22 protein-coding genes are annotated in these 25,550 nt (G+C 40.7%); 8 read left to right on the top strand and 14 right to left on the bottom strand.

Annotation, left to right across the window (positions count from 1 at the left end):
• Positions 1–13 precede the first annotated feature (13 nt).
• Positions 14–376 carry a hypothetical protein gene (locus SOI82_RS06185; RefSeq protein WP_320668360.1) on the bottom strand — a complete coding sequence of 121 codons (363 nt, stop codon included), beginning with the start codon at positions 374–376 and terminating at the stop codon, positions 14–16.
• Positions 377–572: 196 nt separating this feature from the next.
• On the opposite strand from SOI82_RS06185, the gene SOI82_RS06190 reads away from it, so the two are divergent.
• Entirely contained in the window at positions 573–872 is a 300-nt protein-coding gene (locus tag SOI82_RS06190) for a ribbon-helix-helix domain-containing protein (RefSeq protein ID WP_320666589.1), read from the top strand.
• A 40-nt stretch (positions 873–912) separates the two neighbouring features.
• On the opposite strand, the gene SOI82_RS06195 is transcribed toward SOI82_RS06190, so the two are convergent.
• The 6 genes from SOI82_RS06195 to SOI82_RS06220 form a co-directional block, all read right to left on the bottom strand.
• On the bottom strand, positions 913–2,052 hold the full coding sequence (locus tag SOI82_RS06195) for an anhydro-N-acetylmuramic acid kinase (RefSeq protein WP_320666590.1): 1,140 nt from the start codon (positions 2,050–2,052) through the stop codon (positions 913–915).
• A 5-nt stretch (positions 2,053–2,057) separates the two neighbouring features.
• Complete coding sequence (locus SOI82_RS06200) at positions 2,058–2,762, bottom strand: TrkA family potassium uptake protein (protein WP_320666591.1); 705 nt, start codon at positions 2,760–2,762, stop codon at positions 2,058–2,060.
• 23 nt (positions 2,763–2,785) lie between these two features.
• Complete coding sequence (locus SOI82_RS06205) at positions 2,786–4,189, bottom strand: TrkH family potassium uptake protein (protein WP_320666592.1); 1,404 nt, start codon at positions 4,187–4,189, stop codon at positions 2,786–2,788.
• Between the two features lie 87 nt (positions 4,190–4,276).
• Positions 4,277–6,097, bottom strand: coding sequence for an SLC13 family permease (locus SOI82_RS06210; protein WP_320666593.1), 1,821 nt, complete (start codon positions 6,095–6,097; stop codon positions 4,277–4,279).
• On the bottom strand, positions 6,090–7,790 hold the full coding sequence (gene hflX, locus SOI82_RS06215; protein WP_320666594.1) for a GTPase HflX: 1,701 nt from the start codon (positions 7,788–7,790) through the stop codon (positions 6,090–6,092). Before hflX ends, SOI82_RS06210 begins: the two co-directional genes overlap by 8 nt.
• Positions 7,787–8,956 (bottom strand): NAD(P)/FAD-dependent oxidoreductase, encoded by a 1,170-nt coding sequence (locus SOI82_RS06220; RefSeq protein WP_320666595.1) that lies wholly within the window; start codon positions 8,954–8,956, stop codon positions 7,787–7,789. The genes hflX and SOI82_RS06220 overlap by 4 nt, the downstream gene beginning before the upstream one ends.
• 72 nt (positions 8,957–9,028) lie before the next feature.
• On the opposite strand from SOI82_RS06220, the gene SOI82_RS06225 reads away from it, so the two are divergent.
• Positions 9,029–9,814, top strand: a complete 786-nt coding sequence (locus tag SOI82_RS06225; protein WP_414153490.1) for a phosphoadenylyl-sulfate reductase — start codon at positions 9,029–9,031, stop codon at positions 9,812–9,814.
• Positions 9,772–10,536, top strand: coding sequence for a type III pantothenate kinase (locus tag SOI82_RS06230; RefSeq protein WP_320666596.1), 765 nt, complete (start codon positions 9,772–9,774; stop codon positions 10,534–10,536). Before SOI82_RS06225 ends, SOI82_RS06230 begins: the two co-directional genes overlap by 43 nt.
• On the opposite strand, the gene bcp is transcribed toward SOI82_RS06230, so the two are convergent.
• Positions 10,511–10,978 carry a thioredoxin-dependent thiol peroxidase gene (bcp, locus tag SOI82_RS06235; protein WP_320668362.1) on the bottom strand — a complete coding sequence of 156 codons (468 nt, stop codon included), beginning with the start codon at positions 10,976–10,978 and terminating at the stop codon, positions 10,511–10,513. The two genes, SOI82_RS06230 and bcp, sit on opposite strands and share 26 nt — an antisense overlap.
• Before the next feature lie 32 nt (positions 10,979–11,010).
• On the opposite strand from bcp, the gene SOI82_RS06240 reads away from it, so the two are divergent.
• Entirely contained in the window at positions 11,011–11,646 is a 636-nt protein-coding gene (locus SOI82_RS06240) for a 4'-phosphopantetheinyl transferase superfamily protein (RefSeq protein ID WP_320666597.1), read from the top strand.
• A gap of 4 nt (positions 11,647–11,650) precedes the next feature.
• Here SOI82_RS06240 and SOI82_RS06245 read toward each other — a convergent pair whose 3' ends face one another.
• The 5 genes from SOI82_RS06245 to sufR all read right to left on the bottom strand — a co-directional run bounded on the left by SOI82_RS06245 (position 11,651) and on the right by sufR (position 18,339).
• Entirely contained in the window at positions 11,651–13,855 is a 2,205-nt protein-coding gene (locus SOI82_RS06245; RefSeq protein ID WP_320666598.1) for an AAA family ATPase, read from the bottom strand.
• A gap of 139 nt (positions 13,856–13,994) precedes the next feature.
• Entirely contained in the window at positions 13,995–15,656 is a 1,662-nt protein-coding gene (locus tag SOI82_RS06250) for an alpha-D-glucose phosphate-specific phosphoglucomutase (protein ID WP_320666599.1), read from the bottom strand.
• A 252-nt stretch (positions 15,657–15,908) separates the two neighbouring features.
• Positions 15,909–17,033 carry a DUF4912 domain-containing protein gene (locus tag SOI82_RS06255; protein WP_320666600.1) on the bottom strand — a complete coding sequence of 375 codons (1,125 nt, stop codon included), beginning with the start codon at positions 17,031–17,033 and terminating at the stop codon, positions 15,909–15,911.
• A gap of 285 nt (positions 17,034–17,318) precedes the next feature.
• On the bottom strand, positions 17,319–17,693 hold the full coding sequence (locus SOI82_RS06260; RefSeq protein ID WP_320666601.1) for a hypothetical protein: 375 nt from the start codon (positions 17,691–17,693) through the stop codon (positions 17,319–17,321).
• The gene (sufR, locus tag SOI82_RS06265; protein ID WP_320666602.1) at positions 17,683–18,339 is read right to left on the bottom strand and encodes an iron-sulfur cluster biosynthesis transcriptional regulator SufR; all 657 of its coding nucleotides are present in this window, start codon (positions 18,337–18,339) and stop codon (positions 17,683–17,685) included. Before sufR ends, SOI82_RS06260 begins: the two co-directional genes overlap by 11 nt.
• A 442-nt stretch (positions 18,340–18,781) precedes the next feature.
• On the opposite strand from sufR, the gene sufB reads away from it, so the two are divergent.
• From sufB to SOI82_RS06285, 4 genes are all read left to right on the top strand, one after another.
• Positions 18,782–20,224, top strand: coding sequence for a Fe-S cluster assembly protein SufB (gene sufB, locus SOI82_RS06270; protein WP_320666603.1), 1,443 nt, complete (start codon positions 18,782–18,784; stop codon positions 20,222–20,224).
• A 63-nt stretch (positions 20,225–20,287) separates the two neighbouring features.
• The gene (gene sufC / locus SOI82_RS06275) at positions 20,288–21,082 is read left to right on the top strand and encodes a Fe-S cluster assembly ATPase SufC (RefSeq protein ID WP_320666604.1); all 795 of its coding nucleotides are present in this window, start codon (positions 20,288–20,290) and stop codon (positions 21,080–21,082) included.
• A gap of 2 nt (positions 21,083–21,084) precedes the next feature.
• Complete coding sequence (sufD, locus tag SOI82_RS06280) at positions 21,085–22,317, top strand: Fe-S cluster assembly protein SufD (protein ID WP_320666605.1); 1,233 nt, start codon at positions 21,085–21,087, stop codon at positions 22,315–22,317.
• The gene (locus tag SOI82_RS06285; RefSeq protein WP_320666606.1) at positions 22,317–23,573 is read left to right on the top strand and encodes a SufS family cysteine desulfurase; all 1,257 of its coding nucleotides are present in this window, start codon (positions 22,317–22,319) and stop codon (positions 23,571–23,573) included. Before sufD ends, SOI82_RS06285 begins: the two co-directional genes overlap by 1 nt.
• Here SOI82_RS06285 and SOI82_RS06290 read toward each other — a convergent pair.
• Positions 23,570–25,531 carry a S9 family peptidase gene (locus SOI82_RS06290; RefSeq protein WP_320666607.1) on the bottom strand — a complete coding sequence of 654 codons (1,962 nt, stop codon included), beginning with the start codon at positions 25,529–25,531 and terminating at the stop codon, positions 23,570–23,572. The genes SOI82_RS06285 and SOI82_RS06290 overlap by 4 nt on opposite strands.
• Positions 25,532–25,550: the final 19 nt, after the last annotated feature.

Here is a 25,550-nt window from a genome sequence, read left to right on the forward strand (position 1 = left end):
CAACCTAATTCAATTAGGCAACTTTCGAGCCAAGCCTGGCATCATCGAACTGATCCAAGCCACTCTCTCTAATGCCTTTTGCAGAAGCATCTTTCATGCTTCTGGCATCCATACACAACACCTTCCGCAATTGAGCAAAATTTGCAGCTTGAGAAACTTTGCCTTCCTTGACTGCACCATATTCAGCATTTTGAAGAACATGATGCAAATGGGAGAGAAGGTATGTACTAATAACCGCGGATATCAAGACATCGCTATTTTCAACACTTCTTGAAGACCGCCTACGTAAAGGTTGAGATGCTCCTGAACGTCTTTTGACATTCACTTTGCGTGATCTCTGTGAGCTGGTTGCAGAGGGGAGAGTGGGTTTAGTCATTGAATACTCCTTTTGACTAACTGGATCAACGAATGCAAAATGCTTGTTCTTCATTCATGAAATGTCATGCACAAATGAACTTTCATACAATTAATGACCACAAAGGGCCAATCACAAGCCTAAAACAATCATAGTAGGGGATACTATCCTTGCACACCTCTGTACACTTATTAATAACCAATACTCTTAGTGAGTCGTGGCAACCAGACAAAACTCAGCAAATGGGAGGCCAAAGTCTCCAAGAGTTCAGGTAGTCTTGCCTGAAAATCTATGTGATCGCCTGTCTGCTTTAGCCCAACGAGAATCGAGAACAGTCAGCAATATGGCCAAAGTGCTTATTCAAGAAGGAGTTAATAATTACGAACAAGGGTCAATATCCAAAAATCATGCATCTTCGCCTATTACAAGTACAGAAGGGTTTAGATCAGCCCTTGAGGCTCAAGAATCAAGGCGTTTAAGAGGAGCACCAAGACGACTAAAACTGCATAGACCTTAGTCAAACATTTTCTTTTAAAGCGCAAAATACTTTCTTTTCCCTATACAGGGTTCACTCTCACCCCAAGCACAACTTGCCTCTTCGCCCCAGTAACGGCTGGAGAATTTCCTGGGTAATGCAAAATGTGCCACCAAGCCATCAAAGCAAAGGCCAAAGCCTCTCTAGCCTCTATAGGGATCCCAAGATCTTCGACTGTCAACACCCTAACTTCGCGACATCTCTTCATTAGTTGATTCAACATCATTGGATTTCGACAACCACCACCAGCAACCAACAATTGAATTGGACGAATATTATTTTTCAAATAAAATTTATCTAGATCATTTGCCACTACTGCTGCACTAAAAGCTGTCAAAGTAGCAATCAGATTTTCTTCGGAAATTGGTGAAATTTCCTTTAATCGACTTTCTAAGTCAGCAAGTCCAAATTGTTCTCTGCCAGTCGATTTAGGTGGAGGTTTTTGGAAAAATGGTTCCTTCAGCCAACTTGCAATAATTTCTTCTTGAGGAGACCCATTAGCTGCAATTAATCCATCTTGATCAAAAGCAAGTACTCCATTAGTAATTTTTTGGACTGCAAGATCAACAAGAGAATTAGCCGGGCCGCAATCCCACCCCAACACAGCCTTAAATCGATCTGGCCCGCTTGTAGGGGGTATCAATGTGAGGTTAGAAATGCCCCCTAGATTCAGTATTGCTCTCCAACCAGATAATCCTCCAAAGATTGCAGCATCAGCATTAGGAACCAAAGGTGCACCCTCGCCACCTAACGCAAGATCTGCCGCCCTAAAATCAAAAACAACAGAGCGATTGAGCAACTGAGACAGTAACGGAGCTTGTAATAACTGCATGCTGGCCCCGCGCTTTGATTGACACGGCGGGCGATGACAAACAGTTTGACCATGACATCCAACTATCTGAGATTGATTTTTAGGGTCACAAGCCCTACCAGCTTCTGCATGTACCTCGGTGATAGCTTCAACCAAATCAAGCCATTCATTACTACTTAATTTCAAGCCCTGACCTGTATCTACAATTCTCTGTCTCAAATCCCCTGGATAAGGAACGGAAAGAGAATTAATCAAATTCCATTTAGGCTGCTTTGGATTGCCTTCAAACTCTGCTAATACTGCATCTACACCATCTGCACTGGTGCCGCTCATAAGCCCCAGAACACGCACAAGAGTCAGGTTTGAGGAAGTTTCTGAAGGTCTTGCATGGAGCCCATAACTACTAGAACATGACTTTTTTTCAAGACAAATGAGGCAGGTGGATTAACAGTCAAACCTTTAGTAGGTCCTGCAGCGAGAACATTAACTAAATAGTTTTTGCGCAAATTAAGATCACGTAAAGAGCGCCCCACAAATACTGCAGGAACTTTGATCTCATCAATGCCCGTTTGATCATCCAATTCTAATCGTTCAATCAAATTGGGACGCACTAACTCCAATCCCAATCTTTCCCCTTGCATTCTTGATGGAAAAACAACTCGATCAGCACCAACTCTTTTCAACATTTTTTCATGCAAATCACTAGTGGCACGAGCAATTACCTGCTGTACCCTGCTCCCATCAGTATCTTTTGCGATCAAAGTAGTTGTAATACTTGCTTCAATAGGTTCACTAATTCCAACAACAACTGTCCCCATATCAAGAACACCTGCTGCCCTCATGGATTCCTCATCGGTTGAATCAACTACTCTTGCTTCAATTGAAGGTTCCAGCTGACGCAATTCATCAATAGCTCTTTCTGAAGAATCAACAGCCAACACATCTGAACCATTACGAATAAGCTCCCTACAGACAGCACTTCCAAAGCGACCTACACCCACAACTGCAAATCCAAGCTGGTCTGTGCCCTTTTTTGGCGCCCACTGCCACCAGTCACTCATTGTTCTCCCTCCACAAAAACAATCTAGACATAAATATCCTCTCGTGGATAACCAATACGATTCTGGTTTTGACGCCTATCGGTATTCAAAGCTTCCCAAATAGCACTTAGCAATAGCAAGATGCCTAGCCTCCCAACAAACATTCCAACGACAAGAACCATTTGACCAAAATGGCCAAGTTGCTGTGTCACACCCAAGTCAAATCCAACTGTTGCAAAAGCAGATATACATGTAAACAGCATTTCTAAAAATGAAAAAGGCATCTCGACCGCGAAGTTGCTCGAAAGACTTAGCAACAAAGCCATCAACAATACAAAAAGGAATGACGCAACTGTGATCCCAACGGCTTTTAAGACGACCTTGTCAGAAATTTGACGATTGCGAATAACAACATCTTGCTGCCCTCTTAAGGTAGAGCGCGTAGCTGCCATCAGGGCAGCCAGGGTTGTAGTTTTTATCCCCCCACCAGTTCCTCCAGGACTAGCACCGATAAACATCAATGCCATTAAGAGCAATAGACCTGAATCAGAAACACTTTGCACAGTCAAAGGCATATTTGAGAAACCAGCCGTCCTCGCACTAACTGATTCAAATATTGCGGTCGTAAAACGTTCTGACCAACTTAAATCAGCAAAATAATTTCCTTGGCCTAATGACTCTGTAATTAGCAATCCAATTGTGCCAAGGCAAAACAAAAAGAAAGATGTCCGAAGAACTAAGCGGGTATGCAGACTCAATCTGCGACGGTGGAAAAATTTGCGATTACTCCAAAGATCACTTGTTACTCTCCAACCCAATCCGCCTAGAACAATTAATAGGATTATTACAAGATTTACTACCCAATTAAGCCGGTATCTCTGCATACTGTCTGACCACAAACCAAAGCCAGCATTGTTATATGCAGAGATGCTGTGAAAAAGAGAAGCCCACATCCTTTCACCTGTATTCGAAATATCATTAAAACCAAAGCAATAAAGAACAACTGCTCCTAACAGAATTAAGACAGCAGCAGTAAAAGCAATACCTCGAAAAGTTCTACCCACACCACCAACTCCAAATTCATCAAGAGTCTTGCCTCTATCAAGTCGACACCTGAGTTCAGTACCACTCACAACAAAACCTTGCAAGAAAGTAGTAATAGCCATCAACCCAAGGCCTCCTACAAGAAGCATTCCTGCAAGAACGATCTGACCAAATATTGTTAAGTCTTCTCCAATATCAATGATGGTCAAACCAGTGACTGTTAGAGCAGATGTAGCCGTAAAAAGAGCCTCCCACAAACCAACCCTCGCACTGGAACACAGTGGAGTAGCAAGGATAAATGTGCCAAGAATAATCATTAAGAAGCCCGTTACCACAGTGAACTGAGGTACCGTCAAACGCCTGGACCAGCCTCGAGTGCGATATATAGCTTCAGAGAAAAGCACCGATTAATTCTCAATCACTGTCGTAGACCTCGAAAAGCTCCAAGTACAAAATCATTACTAGTGCATGCTTGCACAATTTCTTTTAATTCAAGAGCCTCCGTATTGCCAAAGAATTAAAGCAGGAATCATGAAAGTCATTAAAACAGTTAAACCTATACCGTATCTAGTCACATCAAAAAAGCGATAACGACCTGGCCCAAAAACCATCAGATTTGTTTGATAGCCCATAGGAGTCAAAAAGGACTGGCTTGCACCAAATAAAACAGTAATAAGAAGAGCTGTAGGTGGCAAGTTCATAGTTGACGAGAGCTGTATTGCAACTGGTGCGAAAAGAGCTACAGATGCTGCATTACTAATGACCTGAGTCAATATTGTTGTGGCAAGAAAGACCATGAGCAAAGAAGAATAAGTTGGCAATCCTTGCAAGCAAGATTCAAGAATTCTTGCCAAGGCATCTGCTAGACCGGTGTCCTGTATTGCCACACTGAAACTCGAAAGTGAGCCCAATAAGAGGATTACATCTAGACGAATAGACCGCAGAGCCTCAGTTGGTCGAATGCACCCACCTACCACCATTGCGATTACGGCAAGGAGAACAGCTGCCACGAGAGGCAATGGCGTAATTGTTGGCACTAAAAGCATTAATAAAGCTATGCCAATAGCAATTGGTTTTCGTCGCAATGTCGGTAAATCATCCTCAAGTTGATCAAGCACAAGTAAGTTATTGCTGGCTTGGAGCCCACGAATAGAGTCCAAAGGAGCCTGAAGTAATAACACATCCCCTTCTCGTAAAACTGCTTGACCTAATCTTTCTTGTACAGTCTGCTGACCACGCCTTAAGGCTAAAACAGTTGCATTATGTCGTTGGCGAAATCTCAGTTCACGCAAACTCGCGCCAGCCAATGTAGAGCCTGCAGGAAGCAGGACTTCTACAGTTTTTTGTCCTCCACTAGCGAATGGTTTAAATAGTTGAGACTCATCTTTCAAGTCCCTCTGTGCTAATTGCACAGTATTTTCCTGCTGCAATCGCAACAGATCTGTGCGAGTGACTCGAAGTAACAATCGATCGCCAGGCTCAATCGTACGATCCGCTAAAGGAGGTAGAAATCTCTCTTGTCCCCTCTGAAGCTCAAGGACATCGACATCAAAACGACGTTGAAGTCGACTGTTGTGTAGCGATTGTCCAACCAAATTCGAATCAGAAGGAATCGTAACCTCAGTACAGTAACCAGTTTGATCAATACTCCCTAAAAGTTGCTCATCATCTCTTCCTCGATCTGGCAAAAGCCCTTTAGGGGCTAACAACATGTAAGCCGTTCCTACCAACCAAATCGGAACTCCAATTGCCGTAAAGCTAAACAACTCCAAAGAGCCATAACCTAATTGCTCGCTGATATCACTTACAAGGAGATTTACCGAGCTCCCTAAGAGGGTTAATGTTCCACCTAATACAGTTGCAAATGAAAGAGGTAATAACACTCTTGATGGAGAGAGTCTGCGACGGATACACCACGCTTCAATAACAGGAAGTAATGAAGCCACAACAGGTGTGTTGGGAACAACCCCAGAGATTGGAGCGACCACTAATCCCAATAAAGCAATTAAACGGCGTGGAGTTCTAATACGTTCAGAAGCTATCAATTCTCGAAGACGATCTAATGCACCACTCCTAAACAAAGCAGCTGACACTGCAAACAGGCCCATCAAAGTAATTAAAGCAGGGCTACCAAAGCCCGCTAAAGCTTTTTGAGGTGTCAGCACACCTGTAGCCATTAATAACGCCAAGCTCAACAAACCAGTAAGTTCTGGTACCAAAGCATTGCTTATAAAAAGGATTACAGCTAACAGCAGAACTCCAAGCGTTATAAGTGCTTGCGGGCTTTGAAGAACAACACTTAATTCATTCATGCTTACTATTTTCTTGTTGCCCTAAGGTCAAATTTGGAGAAGCTCCCCAAAAGTAATCTTGAAGCCATAGCCTTAGCCCTTGCAAACCTGCGCCAGAAGTGGCTGATACATAAATCACTGTTTGGTCCATACTGCGAATTGCTTCAAGTGCACTTCTTTCACAACAATCAATCTTATTAGCAATGATTTTACGATTGGAATTGACACCAAGTGAGTCAAGCAGCTCATTCACGGCATTCAATTGAAATTCCCAATCAGGATTTGCAAGATCTACCAAAAGAAGTAATAAATCTGCCTCGAGGGTTTCCTCAAGAGTTGCCCGAAAAGCCTCCATCAACGGCGAAGGTAAATCACGAATAAATCCCACTGTGTCTGTTATTAATAACTCATTGGGAGAACCACCCGATTTAGACAAAATCAACCTCCTTGTAGTGGGGTCCAAAGTCGCAAAAAGTTTGTTTTCAGCTAGAACCTGACTCTTCACACTCAGGCCACAAAGAGCATTTAGAAGTGAGGATTTACCTGCATTGGTATATCCAACTAATGCTGCACGTGGTAGTCCCTTCCTTCTATACCGCAATTGCGAACGATGTTTCTTTAATTGGTTCAAATCTCTTCCTAAACGTTCTATACGACTCACAATCGCTCGACGATCTTTCTCTAGCTGGGTTTCACCAGGTCCACGTGTACCTATACCACCACCTTGTCTAGAAAAGCTCTTACCCCTTCCTAATAGCCTTGATTTCCGATAACGAAGTTGTGCAAGTTCAACCTGAAGCCGACCAGAAGCACTCAAAGCTCTTTGAGCAAAAATGTCAAGAATCAATTCACTTCTATCCAGAACAGGGCAAGCTAAAAAGCGTTCTAAATTTCTTGCTTGAGAGGGCGTAAGTTCCCTATCTGTAATCACCAGAGAAGCTTCTTCTTGTCGAACAGTTAACGCAACTTCCTGCAATTTACCTATACCCCAAATTGTTTGTGGGTTAAATGCACCTTGCTTTTGACGTGCAACTGCAACTGGACAAGCTCCTGCACTTCGTACTAAGCCCTCCAACTCGGCCAAATCTCGTTCACTTCTAACTAAGTCTTTACAAGTAAGAGTTAAAAGCAATACGCGCTCTTTTGAATCAGCAAAAGAAATAAATCGACTATCTTGATTAGCATTAATTTCTTGAAGTCCTTTTATTGGAAGTTCTTTGCAAAGATTCAATAAATTATTTTCTTCACAAAGATGCCAGCCTTTCTGAGCACTGCGATCAATAGTCCATATTGATGCTGGTCTCGATCCACTTGGACCTGGGTTAGAAGCAAATAGCAACCAAAACACAGGTGCAAGGTCTAGGGCAACAATGGAATCTTGTTGACCAGGACGAAGATCTTTTTGATGATGAGTAAAAATACAACTAATCAAGCGCCAATCTCTTTTCTTGCGTTTTCTAAAGTCTGGTAGATGATGGAAAAGTTGAACAGAATGATCCAAAGGTCCAACACAAAGCAGACGACATACCCCCCGACTATCAAGAACCATATGCAAGGGCTGTTGTAAGTCAAACGCCTCTTCTGCAAGTTTTTCTAGAGTTGATTGATCTAACTCCTCATTTGCTGGGTGTCTTCGATGAAGAAGCTTCTCAAGTCGACGCTGCTGAGAAGGCCTTAACCCTTGCAGTCTTCCAGTGAGATGAGCCTGTTTCAATTGCCTAAAAGCCAAGCTCCTGTTAATCGAAAAGCGAAGTCAAACCTTGGCATTCTCATCAAGTAAGTAATTCTACGAATTTGAAATGCAAGAGGTCCCGAAATAGTCAATCCCAATCCTGTAATCGTGGCATTACCTACACCGAGACTAAGCATTTCACCAAAATCAAAAAACTTAAATGCTGTTGGGGGTTTCCCTGCTTTAATGTCCATCAGAACTTGTGCAGCAGCTTTGCCTTGTTGAATAGCTACCTGAGCATTACTTGGCCAGGGTTCATGTGTATGAGATGCAATATCACCTATAGCTAATACATCCTGAAACCCTATAACTTGCATACATTCATCAACAGGTAATTTGCCCTCATGTAATTGGCATGCTGGATTCAGTTTTGGAATACAAGGTCTAGCACCACCTGTCCACACAACACCATTATGAGGCAAAGAAAAATTCTGCTGCTTTCCACCCTGCAAACTTTCAAGAAAAATTTCATCAGAACTAATTGCTAATACACGAGTTTTGAGATGAACCTTCACCGCACGCTTTCCTAAGGCAGATTCCGCTTGTTCCTGATTAAAAGACTTTCCTTGAGATAAAACTCTCTCACCTAATTCAATTAAGTAAATTTCACAATAATCTTTTAAAAGATCAGCAAGCTTACACGAAAGTTCAACGCCAGTTAATCCAGCACCAACAATTACCAAAGATTTTGGGGAATGACATGATTTCTTGATGTCATTGATTAAATCTCTCAATCTACTGACATCTTCTAAAGAATTAAATGTAATTGTATATTTGCTAAAACCTTTGATACCGCAATCCTTAGGAACTGATCCAGTACTCAGCACAAGCTGCGAATATTTAAGTGATAACCCTGAAGAAGTAAAAATTTCTTTTGAATTAATATCGATCTTCTCTGCAGACTCTTGAAGAAAAGAAATGCCTCTCTCAGCTAATAAATATTTATAAGGTGGGGCTACCTCCCAATACTGAATCTCACCACTTAGAAGCTCAAAAAGCAAAGGAAGAAAAACAAACCTTGGATGAGGGTCTATCAAGACAATCTCAGGTCTAAGCTCGTATTGACTTAAAGCAACAACAGTATTCAAGCCTGCAAACCCACCACCAACCACAACCACTGGATCTAATTTTGAAGAGTTAAAAGCCATAGTTGGATAGCCTCAGATTATTTTGGAGGCTTAAACAAGCTCTAAAACGCTGAAACATTGGATGATTGATACATGACTAACGGATCCCAACAGCAACCTACTGAAACCAGCTCCACTGAAGGAGCTGATATTTCCGGAATGCTTGATATCCCTCTTCAAGAAGCCAGGAGACAATTAAGTAGTCTTCGACCTGAGGAAAGACTTGCCTGGGCCTACGCGAAATTTGGTTCAAACTTTGCCCTCACAACAAGCTTCGGCATTCAATCAGCTGTATTACTGCATATGCTCCACGCCATGAAAGGTGGATCAGAGATACCAGTGATATGGATTGATACAGGGTACTTGCCTAACGAAACTTATTGCTATGCGGAAGAACTCACCAAGCTGTTTGAATTAAACATAAAAGTCATTCAAAGTCCAATTTCACCCGCAAGAATGGAGGCTTTATATGGAAAACTTTGGGAGACTAATTCAATTGATGATATAGAAAAATATCATCTTATACGTAAGGTAAAGCCACTTGAGAAAGCTTTATTAGATAACAACGTTCAGTGTTGGGCTAGTGGAGTGAGAGGTGGACAAACTAAACATCGTCGTTCAATGACTTTGCTAGACCCTATTCGTGAACGCCTTTCATTAAGGCCTCTTCTCGAATTGAGTCAAAAAGATATTTTTTATTATATGCAAGAAAATTCTTTACCTCAACATCCTCTATTTGAAAAGGGTTACTCCACTGTTGGAGACTGGCACTCTAGTAGTCCCGAAGGAAACAAAACACAAGGAAGGGATACTCGATTTGGAGGTTTAAAACAAGAATGTGGAATACACGTTCAAGGCATTATGGGAGAAGGGATTTGACAGGAAAAGATATAAGATGTTGTCTTTTAATTGGGAATAGTCGATGGCATTGGGCCATAGAAAGAAGTGACAGGTGGCATTTCTTACATACAAGACCTGAACCAGAAAAAATCGTATCTCTTGAGACCCCACTAATAAAATGGGCTTCAGTTGGACATCTTCCGAAAGAAATTCAATTAAATCCTGCCAACCGTCTAGAGCTCAAAGATATTCCCTTAAAAAAATTACCTTCTTGGTTGGGAATTGATAGAGCACTAGCTGGTTGGGGAGCTTTCAAAAAAACACAATTAACAGGCATCAATTCTTCAGGTCTACTAGTTGCTGATGCAGGAACCGTATTAAGCCTGACTCGGATAACTTCAAAAGGTGAATTTGCAGGGGGACAGTTAATTGCTGGGTTAAATCTGCAACTAGCTGCTATGGCAGTTGGAACCAAAAACCTGAATAATCCAGGTCCAGGATTAACTCGGATTCCATTATTTCCTTTCACAACAGCTGAAGCTATGCAAAGAGGAAGCCTTCAATCATTAATAGGCGCTATTCTCGAAGCAATAAACGCAACAGAAGAAAATATTCCCCTATGGTTATGTGGAGGTGATTCACCTTTACTTATAGAAGAACTACAGAAAAGGAACACAAATGTAATCCACCAGCCTGATCTTGTACTGGAGGGGATGGTGGATTTGCAAAAAGAAGTTAAGCCAAATCCAAATCTTGAATAATCTGATTTGCCATACTAGCTGCTTTCACTTTGAAGTAAATTAGTTCTATTTTACCTGTTGAATCAATGACAAAAGTATGTCTTTTCATGCCCATATACTCTCGCCCCATGAACTTTTTAAGTCCATAACTTTCATAGGAAGTTGCCACAGGGCAAGGCTCTGGATCTGTTAATAGAGAAAAAGGAAGATGATATTTGCTAATAAACTTTTGATGGGATAAAGAATTGTCTTTGCTAATACCTAGCACTGTTATTTGATTGGCCTCAAAGAGTCCCCAACAATCACGGAAATTACAAGCCTCCTTTGTGCATCCAGGAGTCTGGTCTTTGGGGTAAAAGTAAATCACAACTCTTTGACCTTTCAGCTTTGAAAGGCTTACTGAAATACCATCCTGGTTAGGCAGAGTGAAGTCTGGTGCAGGATCCCCAATTTGTAGCGTCATTACCAACAATTGCAGCAAGTAAGCCAAGCGTAATGGCGCTTTGGTTCTTTCCAATGGCAGCTACTCTAAAACCAATCACAAAGACAGAAACAGAATGGGCCTATCAACTACCTGCAAAGCGTTCTAAGCAATACCAACATTCCAGAGGCTACGTTCGCGAAGCACTTTCCCAAATATGGAACGTACCAGCATTAAAAATTCCCTTACATGCACCTCCCGGAGATGTTCCAGTGCTTGACGAAGGCTGGGGAAATGTAAGTTTCAGTCATTGTTGCGATGGACTTTTTATTGGTTGGTCTCTATACAGAATTGGAGTAGACATAGAAAGAGCAGACAGAAATTTCAAAGCTGATTTAATAACAAAGCGGTATTTTTCTGCGAAAGACAATGAAAGCCTAAAAAATCTTCATGGAAACAGTTTTCGTGCTGCTGTCCTCAAACAATGGCTAATCAAAGAAGCAGCTATCAAATGGCAAAGAGGGCGACTTTCTGCAGATATAGCAGAATGGAATTTCTGCAAACTTTCACATGAGGCAACTCATCAATCTAAAGGTTATAAGTTGGGAGTACACTTTATTAAGCATAGGTTATGGAATATGGCAGTAGCCTTTGAGAAGAGATACCAGAAAATCCCTCCAATTATTTGTACTGAATACAGCCAGACTTAATCAATCAAGATATACATAATCTTCCAATTATTCTTTGATGAATTACATTTTGAGGGACCTCACATCCTTTCAACTTTTTCATAATTTCATGCAAAAGATTTATATCATTTTCTGCTATTTCCTTACCCAAAAAATTCCTATATTTACTCCCCTTTGAAAACCAACGCAATTCAATTACTTCATCAAGCTTCAATTTCAAAGATTCCTCCCATTCCTCTCTTTCTAAAGTCCAGCCCATGATTTCTAGTTTTGAAAATATAAAGGAATGATTCTGCTGTGAAGTCAACCATCCTTTCTCTAAATTAATTAATTTTTTAAAGAGGTCTATTTCTAAAGTAGTCATTTCACTAATATTAAGAACAGCGCGAAGAGACTCTGCTGGTCCCATCATTGGATAACTCACTAACAATCTTAAACCCGTATTATGGGTACATTTTCTTGTAATCGCTTCCCAAAAATCATCAAAATATTCCTCTATCACATCAGAACTATGCAGCCTTCCTCCAACCCATTCAAAGTGCAAATCACTAGGTAATTTGTAAAGCGATTTACAATTACTTTCCATTAAGTGTGGTCGTTGAATTGGGTCCAAAAGATTCAATTCTGCAGATAATCGAGATAAATCTTTTGCAGCACCACCCAACACACTCACTCCGCCTTCTGGCACAGCTCTAAGAGGCGTCAGTGCCCACAAAATCGATCGGGCAATCACCAAAACACGGTCATTACGCTGCCAAATAACTCCCGCCCACAATCTGTCTAAAAGTTGCTTCAGGCGATTCCCTTCCTGAGAGAGTTGACGCTTTAACCATCTTTCTAACTGCGGGGTCTCAGGTCCACTGCTTACTAATAAAGAATTTTCCTCATCAACTTCAAGAGCTACAGCTAATTGAACAGCTCTTCGCTCCATCATTACTTCTCGACGTTTCCCTTCCCATCCTTCTTTGCTGGGCTTCCAAAACACTTCTCCCTGAAGTTCTTTCGGTAAATATTGTTGTGCTACCCAATGTTCAGCAAACGCATGAGGATAGCGATAGCCAAAACCATCGCCAAAAGCATCTCTATCTCTATGAGCATCGCGAAGATGGCTTGGAACTTCCTGGCGTTGGGCAGCACGAACTGTTTTTTGAGCTTCAAAAAAGCCCAGAACACTATTACTTTTTGTTGTGGAAGCTAAATACAGAGCTGCCTCTGCTAATGGATAAAGCCCTTCAGGTAAACCAATTCTTTCAAAAGCCGCTGCACAAGCTTCAACAACAACAATTGCTTGAGGATCTGCTAAACCAATATCTTCTCCTGCTGCAATCAACATTCTACGAAAGATAAACCTGGGATTTTCACCAGCTTCAACCATCCGAGCCAACCAAAATAAGGCAGCATCAGGATCTGAACCTCGCAAAGATTTAATAAAAGCAGAGATCGTATCGAAATGAGCATCTCCTTGTTTGTCATAAAGAACTGCCCGCTCTTGAATCGATTCCTCCGCAATAGACAAATCGATTTGAATACATCCTTTTAAATCTTTTGGCGTGCTCTCTACTGCCAATTCAAGAGCATTAAGCAAGCTACGTGCATCCCCATTAGCTACATCTACTAAATGACTTGCAGCATCATCAGTAATTGTGACTTTTCGATCGCCATACCCATGATCTCTATCTCTTAAGGCACGTTCAATTAGCTTATGAAGATCCTCTGTCTCAAGATGTTGTAGCCGAAATAACCTAGAGCGACTAACTAATGCTTTATTAACCTCAAAATATGGATTTTCTGTAGTTGCACCTATCAGGGTGACCGTACCATTCTCTACCCAAGGTAAAAGAGCATCCTGCTGAGCACTATTAAAACGATGAACCTCATCAATAAAAAGAATAGTACGAAGATTATGCCGTTCTAGCCTCTGCTTGGCTGCATCAATCTCATAACGCAATTCCTTTACTCCGGATAACACAGCATTGAGAATAGTGAAATGAGAACGAGTATTTACTGCAATAATTTTGGCCAAAGTAGTTTTACCAACACCAGGCGGCCCATGTAAAAGCAAATTACCCACTCGATCAGCCGCTATGGCTCTGCGCAAAAGACGCCCTTCAGCCAAGATCGCTTTCTGGCCAAGAAATTCATCTAAGCTTTTAGGACGCAAACGTTCGGCCAGGGGTGCATGCCGCTGAAGTACCTGGTCACCCTGATAATTGAAAAGATCTTTTGCCAATATTATTAAAATTGCATTTTATTCTCTCTAAAATAGATATTCATAAAGAAAAAATCTAAACATCGATACTAGCCTTATCAAATAATCATCATTAACAGATACAAACCATCCAATGCACTTATCTCTAAAATTTTCAATATCAAGTAATCACAGTTGGTTTATTCATACCTGTACGTTTAGTAATTTCTGCCAAAGAATCGATTTCTCTTATTAAATCAGAAAGTGCATTTTGAGGGTTTTGCTTAAGATTCCCATCAGGTGAAACATATCGCTCTAAATACACTCTCAAGGTTGCTCCTTGTGTACCAGTTCCTGAAAGTCGAAGTATAACTCTGCTGCCATCGTTCAAAAGTATCCTCAACCCTTGTCCCTCAGTTACCGAGGAGTCGACTGGATCCTTGTAGCTAAAATTATCTGCATGACTAACGACAGTATTAGAAAAGGGTTTGCCAATCAATTTATGAAGATTCAACTCCAGCCGTTGATAGAGTTCATAAGCAACATCACTAGAGATTGATTCATAGTCGTGTCGAGAATAATAATGACGTCCATATCTTTTCCAATGTAATGACATTAACTCAGCAACTGAGCATTGCTTATCTGAAAGTATTTGCAACCAGAAAAGAACTGCCCAAAGTCCATCTTTTTCACGAACATGGTTACTACCAGTTCCAAAACTTTCCTCACCACATAGTGTGATTTGGCCAGAATCCAGCAAATTTCCGAAAAATTTCCACCCTGTTGGAGTTTCAAAGCAACTTATTCCTAAGTCTTGAGCTACTACATCAACAGCTGCACTAGTAGGCATTGAACGTGCTACCCCAGCCAAACTTCCAGCGTAAGCAGGAGCAGAATTAGCATTAGCAGTTAGTACTGCCAAACTATCACTGGGGTTAACAAAGCATCCTCTACCCAAAATCATATTTCTGTCTCCATCACCATCACAAGCAGCACCAAAAGAGTATTCATTTCCATTAAGCAACAAGTTCGCCAATTCTTTTGCATAAGTCAGATTAGGATCAGGATGGCAACCTCCAAAATCTGATAACGGTACGCCATTTCTAACAGTTCCTATAGGAGCATGAAGCAGTTCTTCTAGCAAACGCTTTGCATAGGGTCCTGTAACCGCATTAAGTGCATCAAAAGCAATCAAAAAATCTTGACTTATAAAAGACTTAATTCGATCAAAATCAAAGAGTTTTTGCATTAAAGATATATAGTCTTCAATCCCATCAACTACATCTACTTCCATGGCAGAAATCGAATACTTTCCTATCGAATCAAGAGATATTGGAGAATGATCAAGAATCTTATATTCCTGCAAAGACTTACTGCATTTGTAAATATTATCCGTCAACGACTCAGGCGTAGGACCACCATTAGCACCATTAACCTTTACCCCAAAATCACCATCTGGCCCACCTGAATTATGACTAGCGGAAAGAATAATGCCTCCAATTGCATTATTTTTTCTGATCAGGTGGGAAGCGGCTGGTGTAGAAAGTATCCCGTCAACAGTTGTGATCACCTTACTCAATCCATGAGCTGCTCCCATGCGAAGGATTACATCGATAGCTCTAGTATTCCCATAACGACCATCTCCACCTAGCACTAATACTCCACCTTCAACTCCTGGAAGAGTTTGAAAAATGGCCTCTATAAAGCTTTCCAAATAATTAGGAACTTCAAATTGTTTACTACTCTTTCGCAAACCAGAAGTACCCGGTTTCTGATCCGTGAATGACGTGCTGATGGGCACATTGTATACACTGTTATTCGAAGGGAAAGCTAGGCTCTGCATTAGTTAATTTTTTTTAGAGGTAGTTATACATAGAAAATAGAATAGATACGAAGTTTCAATGAGGCATCTCTGATGTACGCAACATGATAATGAACCAAAGTGTCGATAGAACCAAAGCAGTTAAAATTCCAGGAGCAATACCAAACCAAGAAATCACGAATGGAATAATTAATGGCAAAAAAATTACCCCTAAAACTGGCGTTATAGCTATAAATAAACGCAACATTTATTTATAGATAATTAGGTATTGAATCAAAACCACTCATCTTGATTCGTATCATTTGGATTAGTGTTATCCTCAGGGGTAGTTCGTTCGAATTTCATAGTTATATTTCTCATTTGCTGTCCACTTGAATCTTTTGCTTCAATCAAATATTCCTGATTACCGTCACGAAAAGGAACCTGTAATCTAAAAGTACCTGAACTTGAAAGTTGAACAACTTCACCTCCTATCGTCACTGTTGCTGATGGGTCAGTGGAGCCATAAACAACAAGTTCAGCATCAGCAACTAGCCAAAATGAACGCTTATTGTTTCTGGGTTTAACACCTCCTAAACCTGACTCATTGCGCCCACTAGCCCACAAACCTACCCCTGAATCATTAAGACCTTGATTCTGGCCACTCATAAAACCTTGGAATTGCTCAGAGCCAACTCGACTATTTTGAAAATTGGTTGTAGCAGTTTGATAGAGACGTTCATGTAATCCTCTATCTCTTTCGTCATTAGCTAATAAAGAATTAGAAGATTTAGTGTCATTTGCAAAACTAATTACAGGAGCTTCCAAACTAAAAGGAACAAACTGGTCAAGGATCTGGTCACTGGGATACAGAGAAGGCACTCTTGCCTCTGATGAAAATGCTAGAGAAATCCAACGAGAACCAGAACGATAGCCAAGTTCTACTCGGTAATCTCTATCACTCATTGGAATCGGTAAATACCACTCGGTGCTATGGCTATCAACAGGAACTTCCTGCAGAGTTTGACGATGAGCTGTGCCATCGCAAATACCAGTCAAATCGGACAAGCGCAGGCATAATCTACTCGCACCATGAGATTGCGCCCTCTTGCGATCTGAGTCTGATATCTCCCAAAAGACATATGCCCATTCAGGATCTCTAGGTAGAAAAACAACACGTGTCGTGATGCCTGACTTGGATTGAGAGGAATCATTACCTCTAGAAGACTTATCAGGAACCCGCCAAAATTGCTGAGCTGCTTTCTCCTCTTGCTCCTGAAGTTTTCGTTGATAGGCAGCTATCTGCTTAATAAGCAAAGCCTTACTTTTGCGGCTATATAACGGGACTCCCAAATCACTTGCCTTATTTCGAAGCTGACGGAGTGTTTGGCGTGCCAGGGAATCTTGCTCTTGGGTCACGACTTCAAAAATTCCGTTTTTGTTCGGGATCAGTATCTTATGTATTTCTTATTTCCGTTGCTTCATAGAGGCTGTGGTCAGCATCTACTGACTCCACAACGAGATTAGGCCATCTAAGAAAACAGGCTTAATCGATTGGAAGTAAAGGCTTCTGGGGGTATTCAGCACATAGTCTGCAAATCAGCTTTTTTAAGCCAAATTCTCGCAGGGAAAGAAGGAAAACCAGCAACTCGAATCAAATTTCCTTCACTTTGCTGAAACTGGTAGCAAGTAATTTTGGAATAATCAATCGCGACCATGCTGCCTAGTTCGAAGACTCGAATTAATTAACTCATCAAGTGTTAGCTCCAAAGGAGACAGCCTGTATTCATTCGCTAATTGCTCCAAAATCCTAGCTGCAACTTCAAACTGCTCAAGTAAGTCATTAGCAAAAGCACTTTCATCAACCAAGACTGGCTGAGCCAAAAGCCAATGCAATCTTTCCTGCTCTGAAGGAAGAGCACCTCGTGAGGACTCATGAGCCATTGCTTTGAAGCATGCAAGACAATGAGCAAGCAAACGCAAATAATGGCGTTCACGCATTGGAAGATCTGTTGCATCTATTTTCCTTATTTCTTCCAAACTCAATGGACTATCAGCCAAAATTTTTTTATTCAGCATCAGGTTGCAAAGAAGTCACTTGAAATCCACAAGACTGACCACTTTCTAGTCTCCACTGCACACGTTGAACGTCACAATCAGGAAAAATATTGCGAATCATATGTAATTCTTGATCACAAACAATAGGGTATTGTTCTGCAATAGTTCTTACAGAGCAATGAAATGCATTCAGAAACCAGCTAGATCCATCATTAGATAAATGTAAATCAGCCAAATATCCCTCTTGCTGACGTAATTCAATCAATTTCTTTAAGCGATCTTTTAAGGGTCCATAGCCAATCTTATCTCGATATTTAACTGCTCTATCTATTGCCTGTTCATAGAGTATTTCTGTCATGCCTTCCTTAGAAGTTTTGGCTTCGATTGAGGCCAATAAATCAAGTGCAAATAGCTCACTACCATTGCCATTTTTAAAGCAATTATCTCCTTGTGCTGTTAGTTTCCATAAATTAGAAGGTCGTCCAGGGCCCTCTGAAATCGCAGTAAATTCCACAAAACCATCACTTTCAAGGCTGCGCAGATGACGCCGCATAGCCTGAACAGAAATCCCTAGACATTCAGCCAAATTGCCTGCACTTGCTTTCCCCTGCCTCAAAAGCAAGGATAAAGTGCCTTCACGAGTACTCCTTTGGGCTTCTGCGGTCATGAGATGTAATGAGCCTGCAAAACCATGAAAACCTGCTAAATAAATTGAATCTTAGGCGCCAACTGAATTTACATCTGATTTATGAGACAGACCAATACGAACTTGTTCCTCAATCTTAAACAAGCAACGTTAAAAGCCCTAAGCATGTAGAGGCTGTGGACTAGGCTATCCAATACGAAACGAACCTGTTTCGTATTGGATAGCAGTACAAGCTTCATACTGTTTATTCATGCAAGGATGTCCTTTTTCTAGACGTCTATGCCAGAAGTTAATTCACAAAAAATGTTCCACTCCTAAAATTCTGACCTTGAAACGAATTTCAAAGCTGACACTAAGCAAAAGCGATCATGACCATCCCTTTGGAGATAGTGATTGTAAGACTATATCTAGAGCTCCTAAACACCGCCAAAATCTCTCGATTGAAATTTAATTGGTTAATATCATGAAAAGTCCAAACCAAGTTGATGAAATCATTTCACAACCATATAAGTATGGATTTATTACTGATATAGAAACAGAAAAAATATCTAAAGGGTTAGATGAAAATGTTATTCGCCTAATATCAAAGAAAAAGCAAGAGCCTCAATTTCTTCTTGATTTTCGTCTAAAGGCATATAAGAACTGGCTTAAAATGGAAGAGCCAAACTGGGCAGATCTAGGGTACAAGCCTATTAATTATCAAGAGATAATTTATTACGCTGCTCCTAAAAATAATAAGAAGAAAACAAGTCTTGACGAAGTTGATCCAAAACTGTTAGAAACTTTCGATAAACTAGGGATTCCCTTAAGCGAGCAAAAACGTTTATCTAATGTTGCCGTAGATGCTGTATTTGATAGTGTCTCTATAGCAACAACTTATAAAGAAAAGCTTGCAGAGCATGGAGTTATTTTTTGCTCAATCAGTGAAGCAGTTAATGAATACCCAGACTTAATTAAATCTTATATAGGAACCGTAGTGCCAAGCAATGATAATTACTTTGCAGCGCTAAACTCAGCGGTATTTAGTGATGGTTCTTTTGTATTTATTCCTAAAGGTGTTAATTGTCCAATGGAGTTATCTTCTTATTTTAGGATAAATTCAGGCGACACAGGTCAATTTGAGCGCACATTAATCATTGCAGAAGAACATTCCTCGGTAAGTTATTTGGAAGGCTGTACTGCGCCTATGTTTGATACAAATACTCTACATGCTGCCGTAGTGGAGTTAATCACATTGGACAACGCTTCCATTAAATATTCAACAGTTCAAAATTGGTACTCAGGCAATGAAAAAGGAGTTGGTGGAATTTATAATTTCGTAACCAAGCGAGGTCACTGTAGAGGAAGAAATAGCAAAATTAGTTGGTCTCAAGTAGAAACAGGGTCAGCAATTACATGGAAATATCCAAGCTGTATTCTTCAAGGTGAAGGTTCAATTGGAGAGTTTTATTCTGTAGCCTTAACCAACAATCTGCAAAAGGCCGATACTGGAACCAAGATGATTCATGTAGGTGCAAATACTAAATCAACTATTGTGAGTAAAGGAATAAGTGCTGGTCACTCTAGTAATAGTTATCGTGGATTAGTTCAAATTGGTCCAAAAGCTAGTGGCGCGAAAAATTATAGTCAATGCGATTCCATGTTAATTGGCGATAAAGCGGCCGCAAACACGTATCCATACATTCGATCTCAACAACCACTAGCCAATATTGAACATGAGGCAAGTACATGCAGAATCTCAGAGGATCAATTGTTCTACCTACAGAGTAGAGGTATTGGTTTTGAAGAAGCAATTTCAATGATGGTTAGCGGTTTTTGTAGAGATGTCTTCAATCAACTTCCCATGGAATTTGCTGCCGAAGCTGACAAACTTCTGGCCTTAAAGCTGGAGGGTTCTGTTGGTTGATCTGTATAGATCCAATTAATTCCTCAACATTTGTTCTATTTCTCCTAGATTTTTTCCCCTTAAGTGAAACGCAAAGACGCCAAGCTAATTCTTGAAATTTCTGATCTGCATGCAAATGTAGAAGATCAGCCAATCCTAAAAGGAGTCAACCTAAAAATTCATGCTGGTGAAATTCACGCCATAATGGGACGAAATGGGAGCGGGAAAAGCACTCTCTCAAAAGTAATAGCTGGCCATCCTGCTTATGAAGTGACTTCAGGGTTAATCAAGTTTGAAGGGCAAAACCTACTCGTAATGGACCCTGAAGAAAGAGCTCGAATAGGCATTTTTCTTGGTTTTCAATATCCAATCGAAATTCCAGGCGTGAGCAATCTAGAGTTCCTACGAGTAGCAACTAATATTCGCCGACAAAGTCGTGGCGAAGAAGAACTCGACACTTTTGAGTTCGAAGATCTTGTTAAAGAGCGGCTCAAAGTAGTCCAAATGGATGAAGTTTTTTTAGAGCGTTGTGTAAATGAAGGGTTTTCTGGAGGAGAAAAAAAACGCAATGAAATCCTTCAAATGGCCTTGCTAGAGCCAACAATGGCCATTCTCGATGAAACCGATTCAGGTCTGGACATCGATGCTCTACGAATAGTTGCTTCAGGAGTAAATCAACTTGCAACTCCTGATACATCTACACTCCTTATTACCCACTATCAACGACTACTCAATGAAATAACCCCTGACTTTGTTCATGTGATGTCAGCAGGAAAGATTCTGAAAACTGGTGGAAGAGAACTAGCCATTGAATTGGAACAAGCCGGTTATGACTGGATAGATAGTCCTATAACCGAACAGAGTATGGAGAGCAATTAATAATGGTGTTAACTAATCAATGGGTCAATGGACTTCCCTCTCCAAAGGGTATCCTCAAAAATATACAAAGATGTGGGAGAGAATCGCTCTTCAAAAAAAATCTACCTACAAGAGATCTTGAAGCCTGGCGATTAACCGATCTAAAACGTCTAGAAAACCTTCTAACTCTTCCACTTTCGCCAGAGAAACAATTCAAATCAACCACCAAATCTGACTCATGGCCTGAACAAACCAATGGAAGTATTCGCATAGTTTTAGGCCCACAACAAAGCTATGAGTCAATAAAACTCCCGCTTGGAGTAAGAAGTTTAACTAGTAAAGAAATTGAAGAACATCTAGTAAGTACCCTGAACAAAAATTCTAGGAACCAAAACTGGCTAATAGACATTAACCAGGCCACTACAAATCAAGTACTAGCAATAAAAGTGGGCAGCGAAAACCCTATCTCTCTTGAGTTAGTAATGCCATCGGAAAAAAATACATTTACGCCTACCAGAGTGATAATCATCATGGAAGAGTCAGCAAGTCTGCAATTACTGCAAGTTGCTCTTGGTTCAGAAAACTCAGCTCATAGCCATATTCTAGAAATTCATCTGGCTAAAAATGCAGAACTGAATCACGGTTTTCTTGCTCTAGGAGGTGGCGATGCAAGTTGTTTAGCACATCTTTCAGTAAAGCAAGAGGCTGGCAGCAAATATTCATTAACTTCAATCCAGCAGGGATGGTTCTTAAGTAGATTAGAGCCAGAAATAATCCAATTAAAAGGTCAAGGAAAAACAAAATTACAAGGTCTACAAGTATCAACTGGTGAGCAACAAATAGCTACTCACTCTTTAGTTCGTTTTGAGGGGCCTAACGGATACCTTTCTCAATTACATAAGGCTGCTGCAAGTCAAAACTCACATTCGATTTTTAATGGTGCAATTAAGGTCCCACAAATTGCCCAACAAACAAATGCCTCTCAATTAAGTCGCAATCTATTGTTGTCCAAGCATGCTCGAATCGATACAAAGCCTGAATTAGAAATCGTAGCTGATGATGTTAAATGTTCTCATGGTGCAACTATCAGTCAACTTCAAGAAGATGAACTGTTTTACCTTCAGAGTAGAGGAATTGATTCCAGGCAAGCCACTTCGTTACTTCTAAAAGGCTATTGCCAAGAAATTGTTGATGCCCTTCCAATGAATGCTAATCGCTGGAACATCCTAAAAAAGATTTTAGAAAGTATAAATTAATGGCGAACAAACAACAAACACTTGCAGAAATAACCCGCAGGGATTTTCCACTTTTTCGCAATGGCTCTAATAATCAAAAAAAGCTTATCTATTTAGATCATGCTGCAACCAGTCAAAAACCTTCTCAAGTAATTGAAGCCTTAAAAAATTACTACAGCTATAACAATGCAAATGTTCATAGAGGTGCACACCAATTAAGTGCAAGAGCTACAGAAGCATTTGAAGAAGCTAGAGAAATCACAGCCAGCTTTATAGGTGCATCATTACCCAAAGAGATCTTATTTACTCGCAACGCAACAGAAGCAATCAATATTGTTGCTCGATCTTGGGGAGATAAAGAACTTCAAGAAGGGGATGAAATCTTACTTTCATTGATGGAGCATCACAGCAACCTTGTACCTTGGCAACAGTTATCTCAGAGGACAGGTTGCATACTCCGTCATGTTGGTATTACCCAGTCTGGAGAATTAGACCTTGCAGATCTCCAGAGGAAGCTAAGCCCTCGAACCCGCTTAGTAAGTCTTGTTCATATCAGTAATACACTGGGATGTTGTAATCCAATATCCGAAATCACAGAAATGGTTCATTCTTATGGAGCAATGATATTAATCGATGCATGCCAAAGCCTTGCTCATACACCAATTAATGTGCAAGCACTAAATATTGATTTTCTGGCTGGTTCTTCTCATAAATTGTGTGGTCCTACTGGTGCAGGATTCCTATGGGCTCGCGAAGAAATTCTAGAAAATATGCCTCCATTTCTAGGAGGAGGTGAAATGATTCAAGAAGTATTTCTTGATAAAAGTACTTGGGCTGAATTACCACATAAATTTGAAGCTGGTACACCAGCAGTTGGAGAAGCGATTGGAATGGGTGAAGCACTAAAATATTTAAAAAAAATTGGCCTAGAAAATATTCATTCATGGGAAAAAAATATTACTGAATACCTCTTTGAAAACCTAAATTCTATTAACGGAGTGCGGATCTTTGGACCTAAGCCAGAGAGACAACCCAAGCGAGGTTCTCTTGCCACGTTTAGTGTAGAAGGTATCCATGCCAATGATATAGCTGAACTGTTAGATGCAAATGGTATATGCATACGAAGTGGTCATCATTGTTGTCAACCTCTTCACCGTTATTACAAGATAAATGCTACTGCTCGAGCAAGTATTAGTTTTACATCAACAATTAATGAAATTGATTTCTTTATAGAAGAACTTACCTCTGCTATTAATTTTCTTAAAAACAATAGTTAAATCCCTAAATGTTTCCTAAAGAACTTCTCAGTAGCTTCAAGTACATGGATCTTAACCCTACTATCTCGAAAACCATGACCTTCTTCAGCGAAAGTATGCATTTCAACGGGTATGTTTCTATTTCTGAGGACATCTACAATCCTTACCGTCTGATCAGGAAGCACCACTTGATCTTTCATGCCCTGAAAGAAAATAACAGGACAATTGATTTTCTCCGCATGCTGCAAAGGTGATCGATCTAAATAAGTTGCACGTTCATCGGGCCATTGTCCTAAAAGATAGTCAAGATAGCCTGCCTCAAAACGATGCGTTTCTTGATTCATAGATATGAGATCACTTACTGCATAACGACACGCAGCCACTCTGAAAACATCTGTAAAACATAAACATGCCAGCGTCGTGTAGCCACCTGCACTCCCTCCTTCAATTGCTAACAATTGACTATCTGCCTTCCCTGCAGATACCAAAGCCCTTGCTGCTGCTGCACAGTCAAAGACATCCACTTTCCCCCAACCTCCCTTTAATCGTTCACGATATGCCCTTCCAAAACCAGTAGAACCACCGTAATTGACATCAACCACTCCCCAACCTCTTGAAGTCCAGAATTGAATTCCAAGGTTTAAACCTTTGCCTGCCATCCCAGTCGGGCCACTATGAATTTTCACTAAAAGTGGCGGTAACAACCTATCCGAATTAAGGGGAGGGTAATACCAAGCATGCGTTAAATGGCCCTGAAAACCCTCAAAACAAAAAGGCTCTGGAATACTAATTTGAGATTCTTCCAAAACCGGATCTCTTACGGTTGTATGCAGCCAACTGCCAACACTTAAATGAACTTCCAGTAGACCCGATTCTTTTTTGGAATTACTAGCAATAGCGACTAATCTTTCTTCCTCAGCATGTATCCCAGATATATCATCAAAAGGTTGCTCACACGTCCTGATTAGGCCATCACGGCTCAACACATAAATTTGCCAACTCCCATTAACACAACTAGCACTAACAATATTTTTTCCAGCTGCTGCTGCAGTTGACATTCCATACACCCATTGAGGCATAGCACTTTCAGATTCCATGCTCCAACAACGTTCCCATGAAGGGGCAACTCCAGAGTCCTTCTTTAGGTCAAGCATCATCAAGTTCCACCACCCACTGCTATCTTCTGCAACTACAAGCTCACCAGATGGCAACCATATAGGTTGAAAAACTGATTTTGACTTTAAATTCTCTGAAGTACTTCCAGCTAGCAATTGTCGTTCAATAATTTCACCTGCATCATTGAAACGACCCACCCACAGCTGACTAACATCCCAAGGCATTGAAGGTGCTTGCCATTCAATCCACGCCAACTGATCTCCATCAGGGCTCAATACTGCATAACCTACAAAATCTTTAGGGCGATAAATAACCTGGGGTTGTTGATGTTCTTTATCTAACGCAAAGCTAACTAAAAAATCTCTACCATTTTTTTCCATTACACCTATCCACCTTCTTCTCAAAGAATCAATCAAGCCATCTGCAAGAAAATAATCCTGATGACAAGTAAGACTTAAGGGCGAATGCAATGAACCCCACCAAACCCCTTGCTTTTGTTTTGATTGGGCAAGAACTTTCCAAGTCTGAACATAAAGAGAGCAATCCGTATCATTTATCCAAGCCAGCAACAACTTATTACCTTCGCAAAAAGAGGCCAAAGCACCTCCTCCATAACTATGAACTCTGCTTCGCAGATTCATCGGGACAGGAGTTAACTCCTGTCCCGATGAATCTGAAGCGCCCCAAGGCCTAATCAAAGCCGTTGTACGTCCTCCCTCATTAGGTCTTTGCTCTAACCAAAGCACCCAGTCACCAATTACACGAGGCTCCCTAAGCGTTGATATTTGGCTAAGAACTTGTTCTGCACTGAGAGGTGTAAATGCTTCTGAGAAGTGCTGAAGCTTATTTGCGTTCTTTTTCATCGATCAAATACGAAACTGC

Origin of the sequence: Prochlorococcus sp. MIT 1307, assembly GCF_034092395.1 — a bacterium.
GTDB lineage: Bacteria > Cyanobacteriota > Cyanobacteriia > PCC-6307 > Cyanobiaceae > AG-363-K07.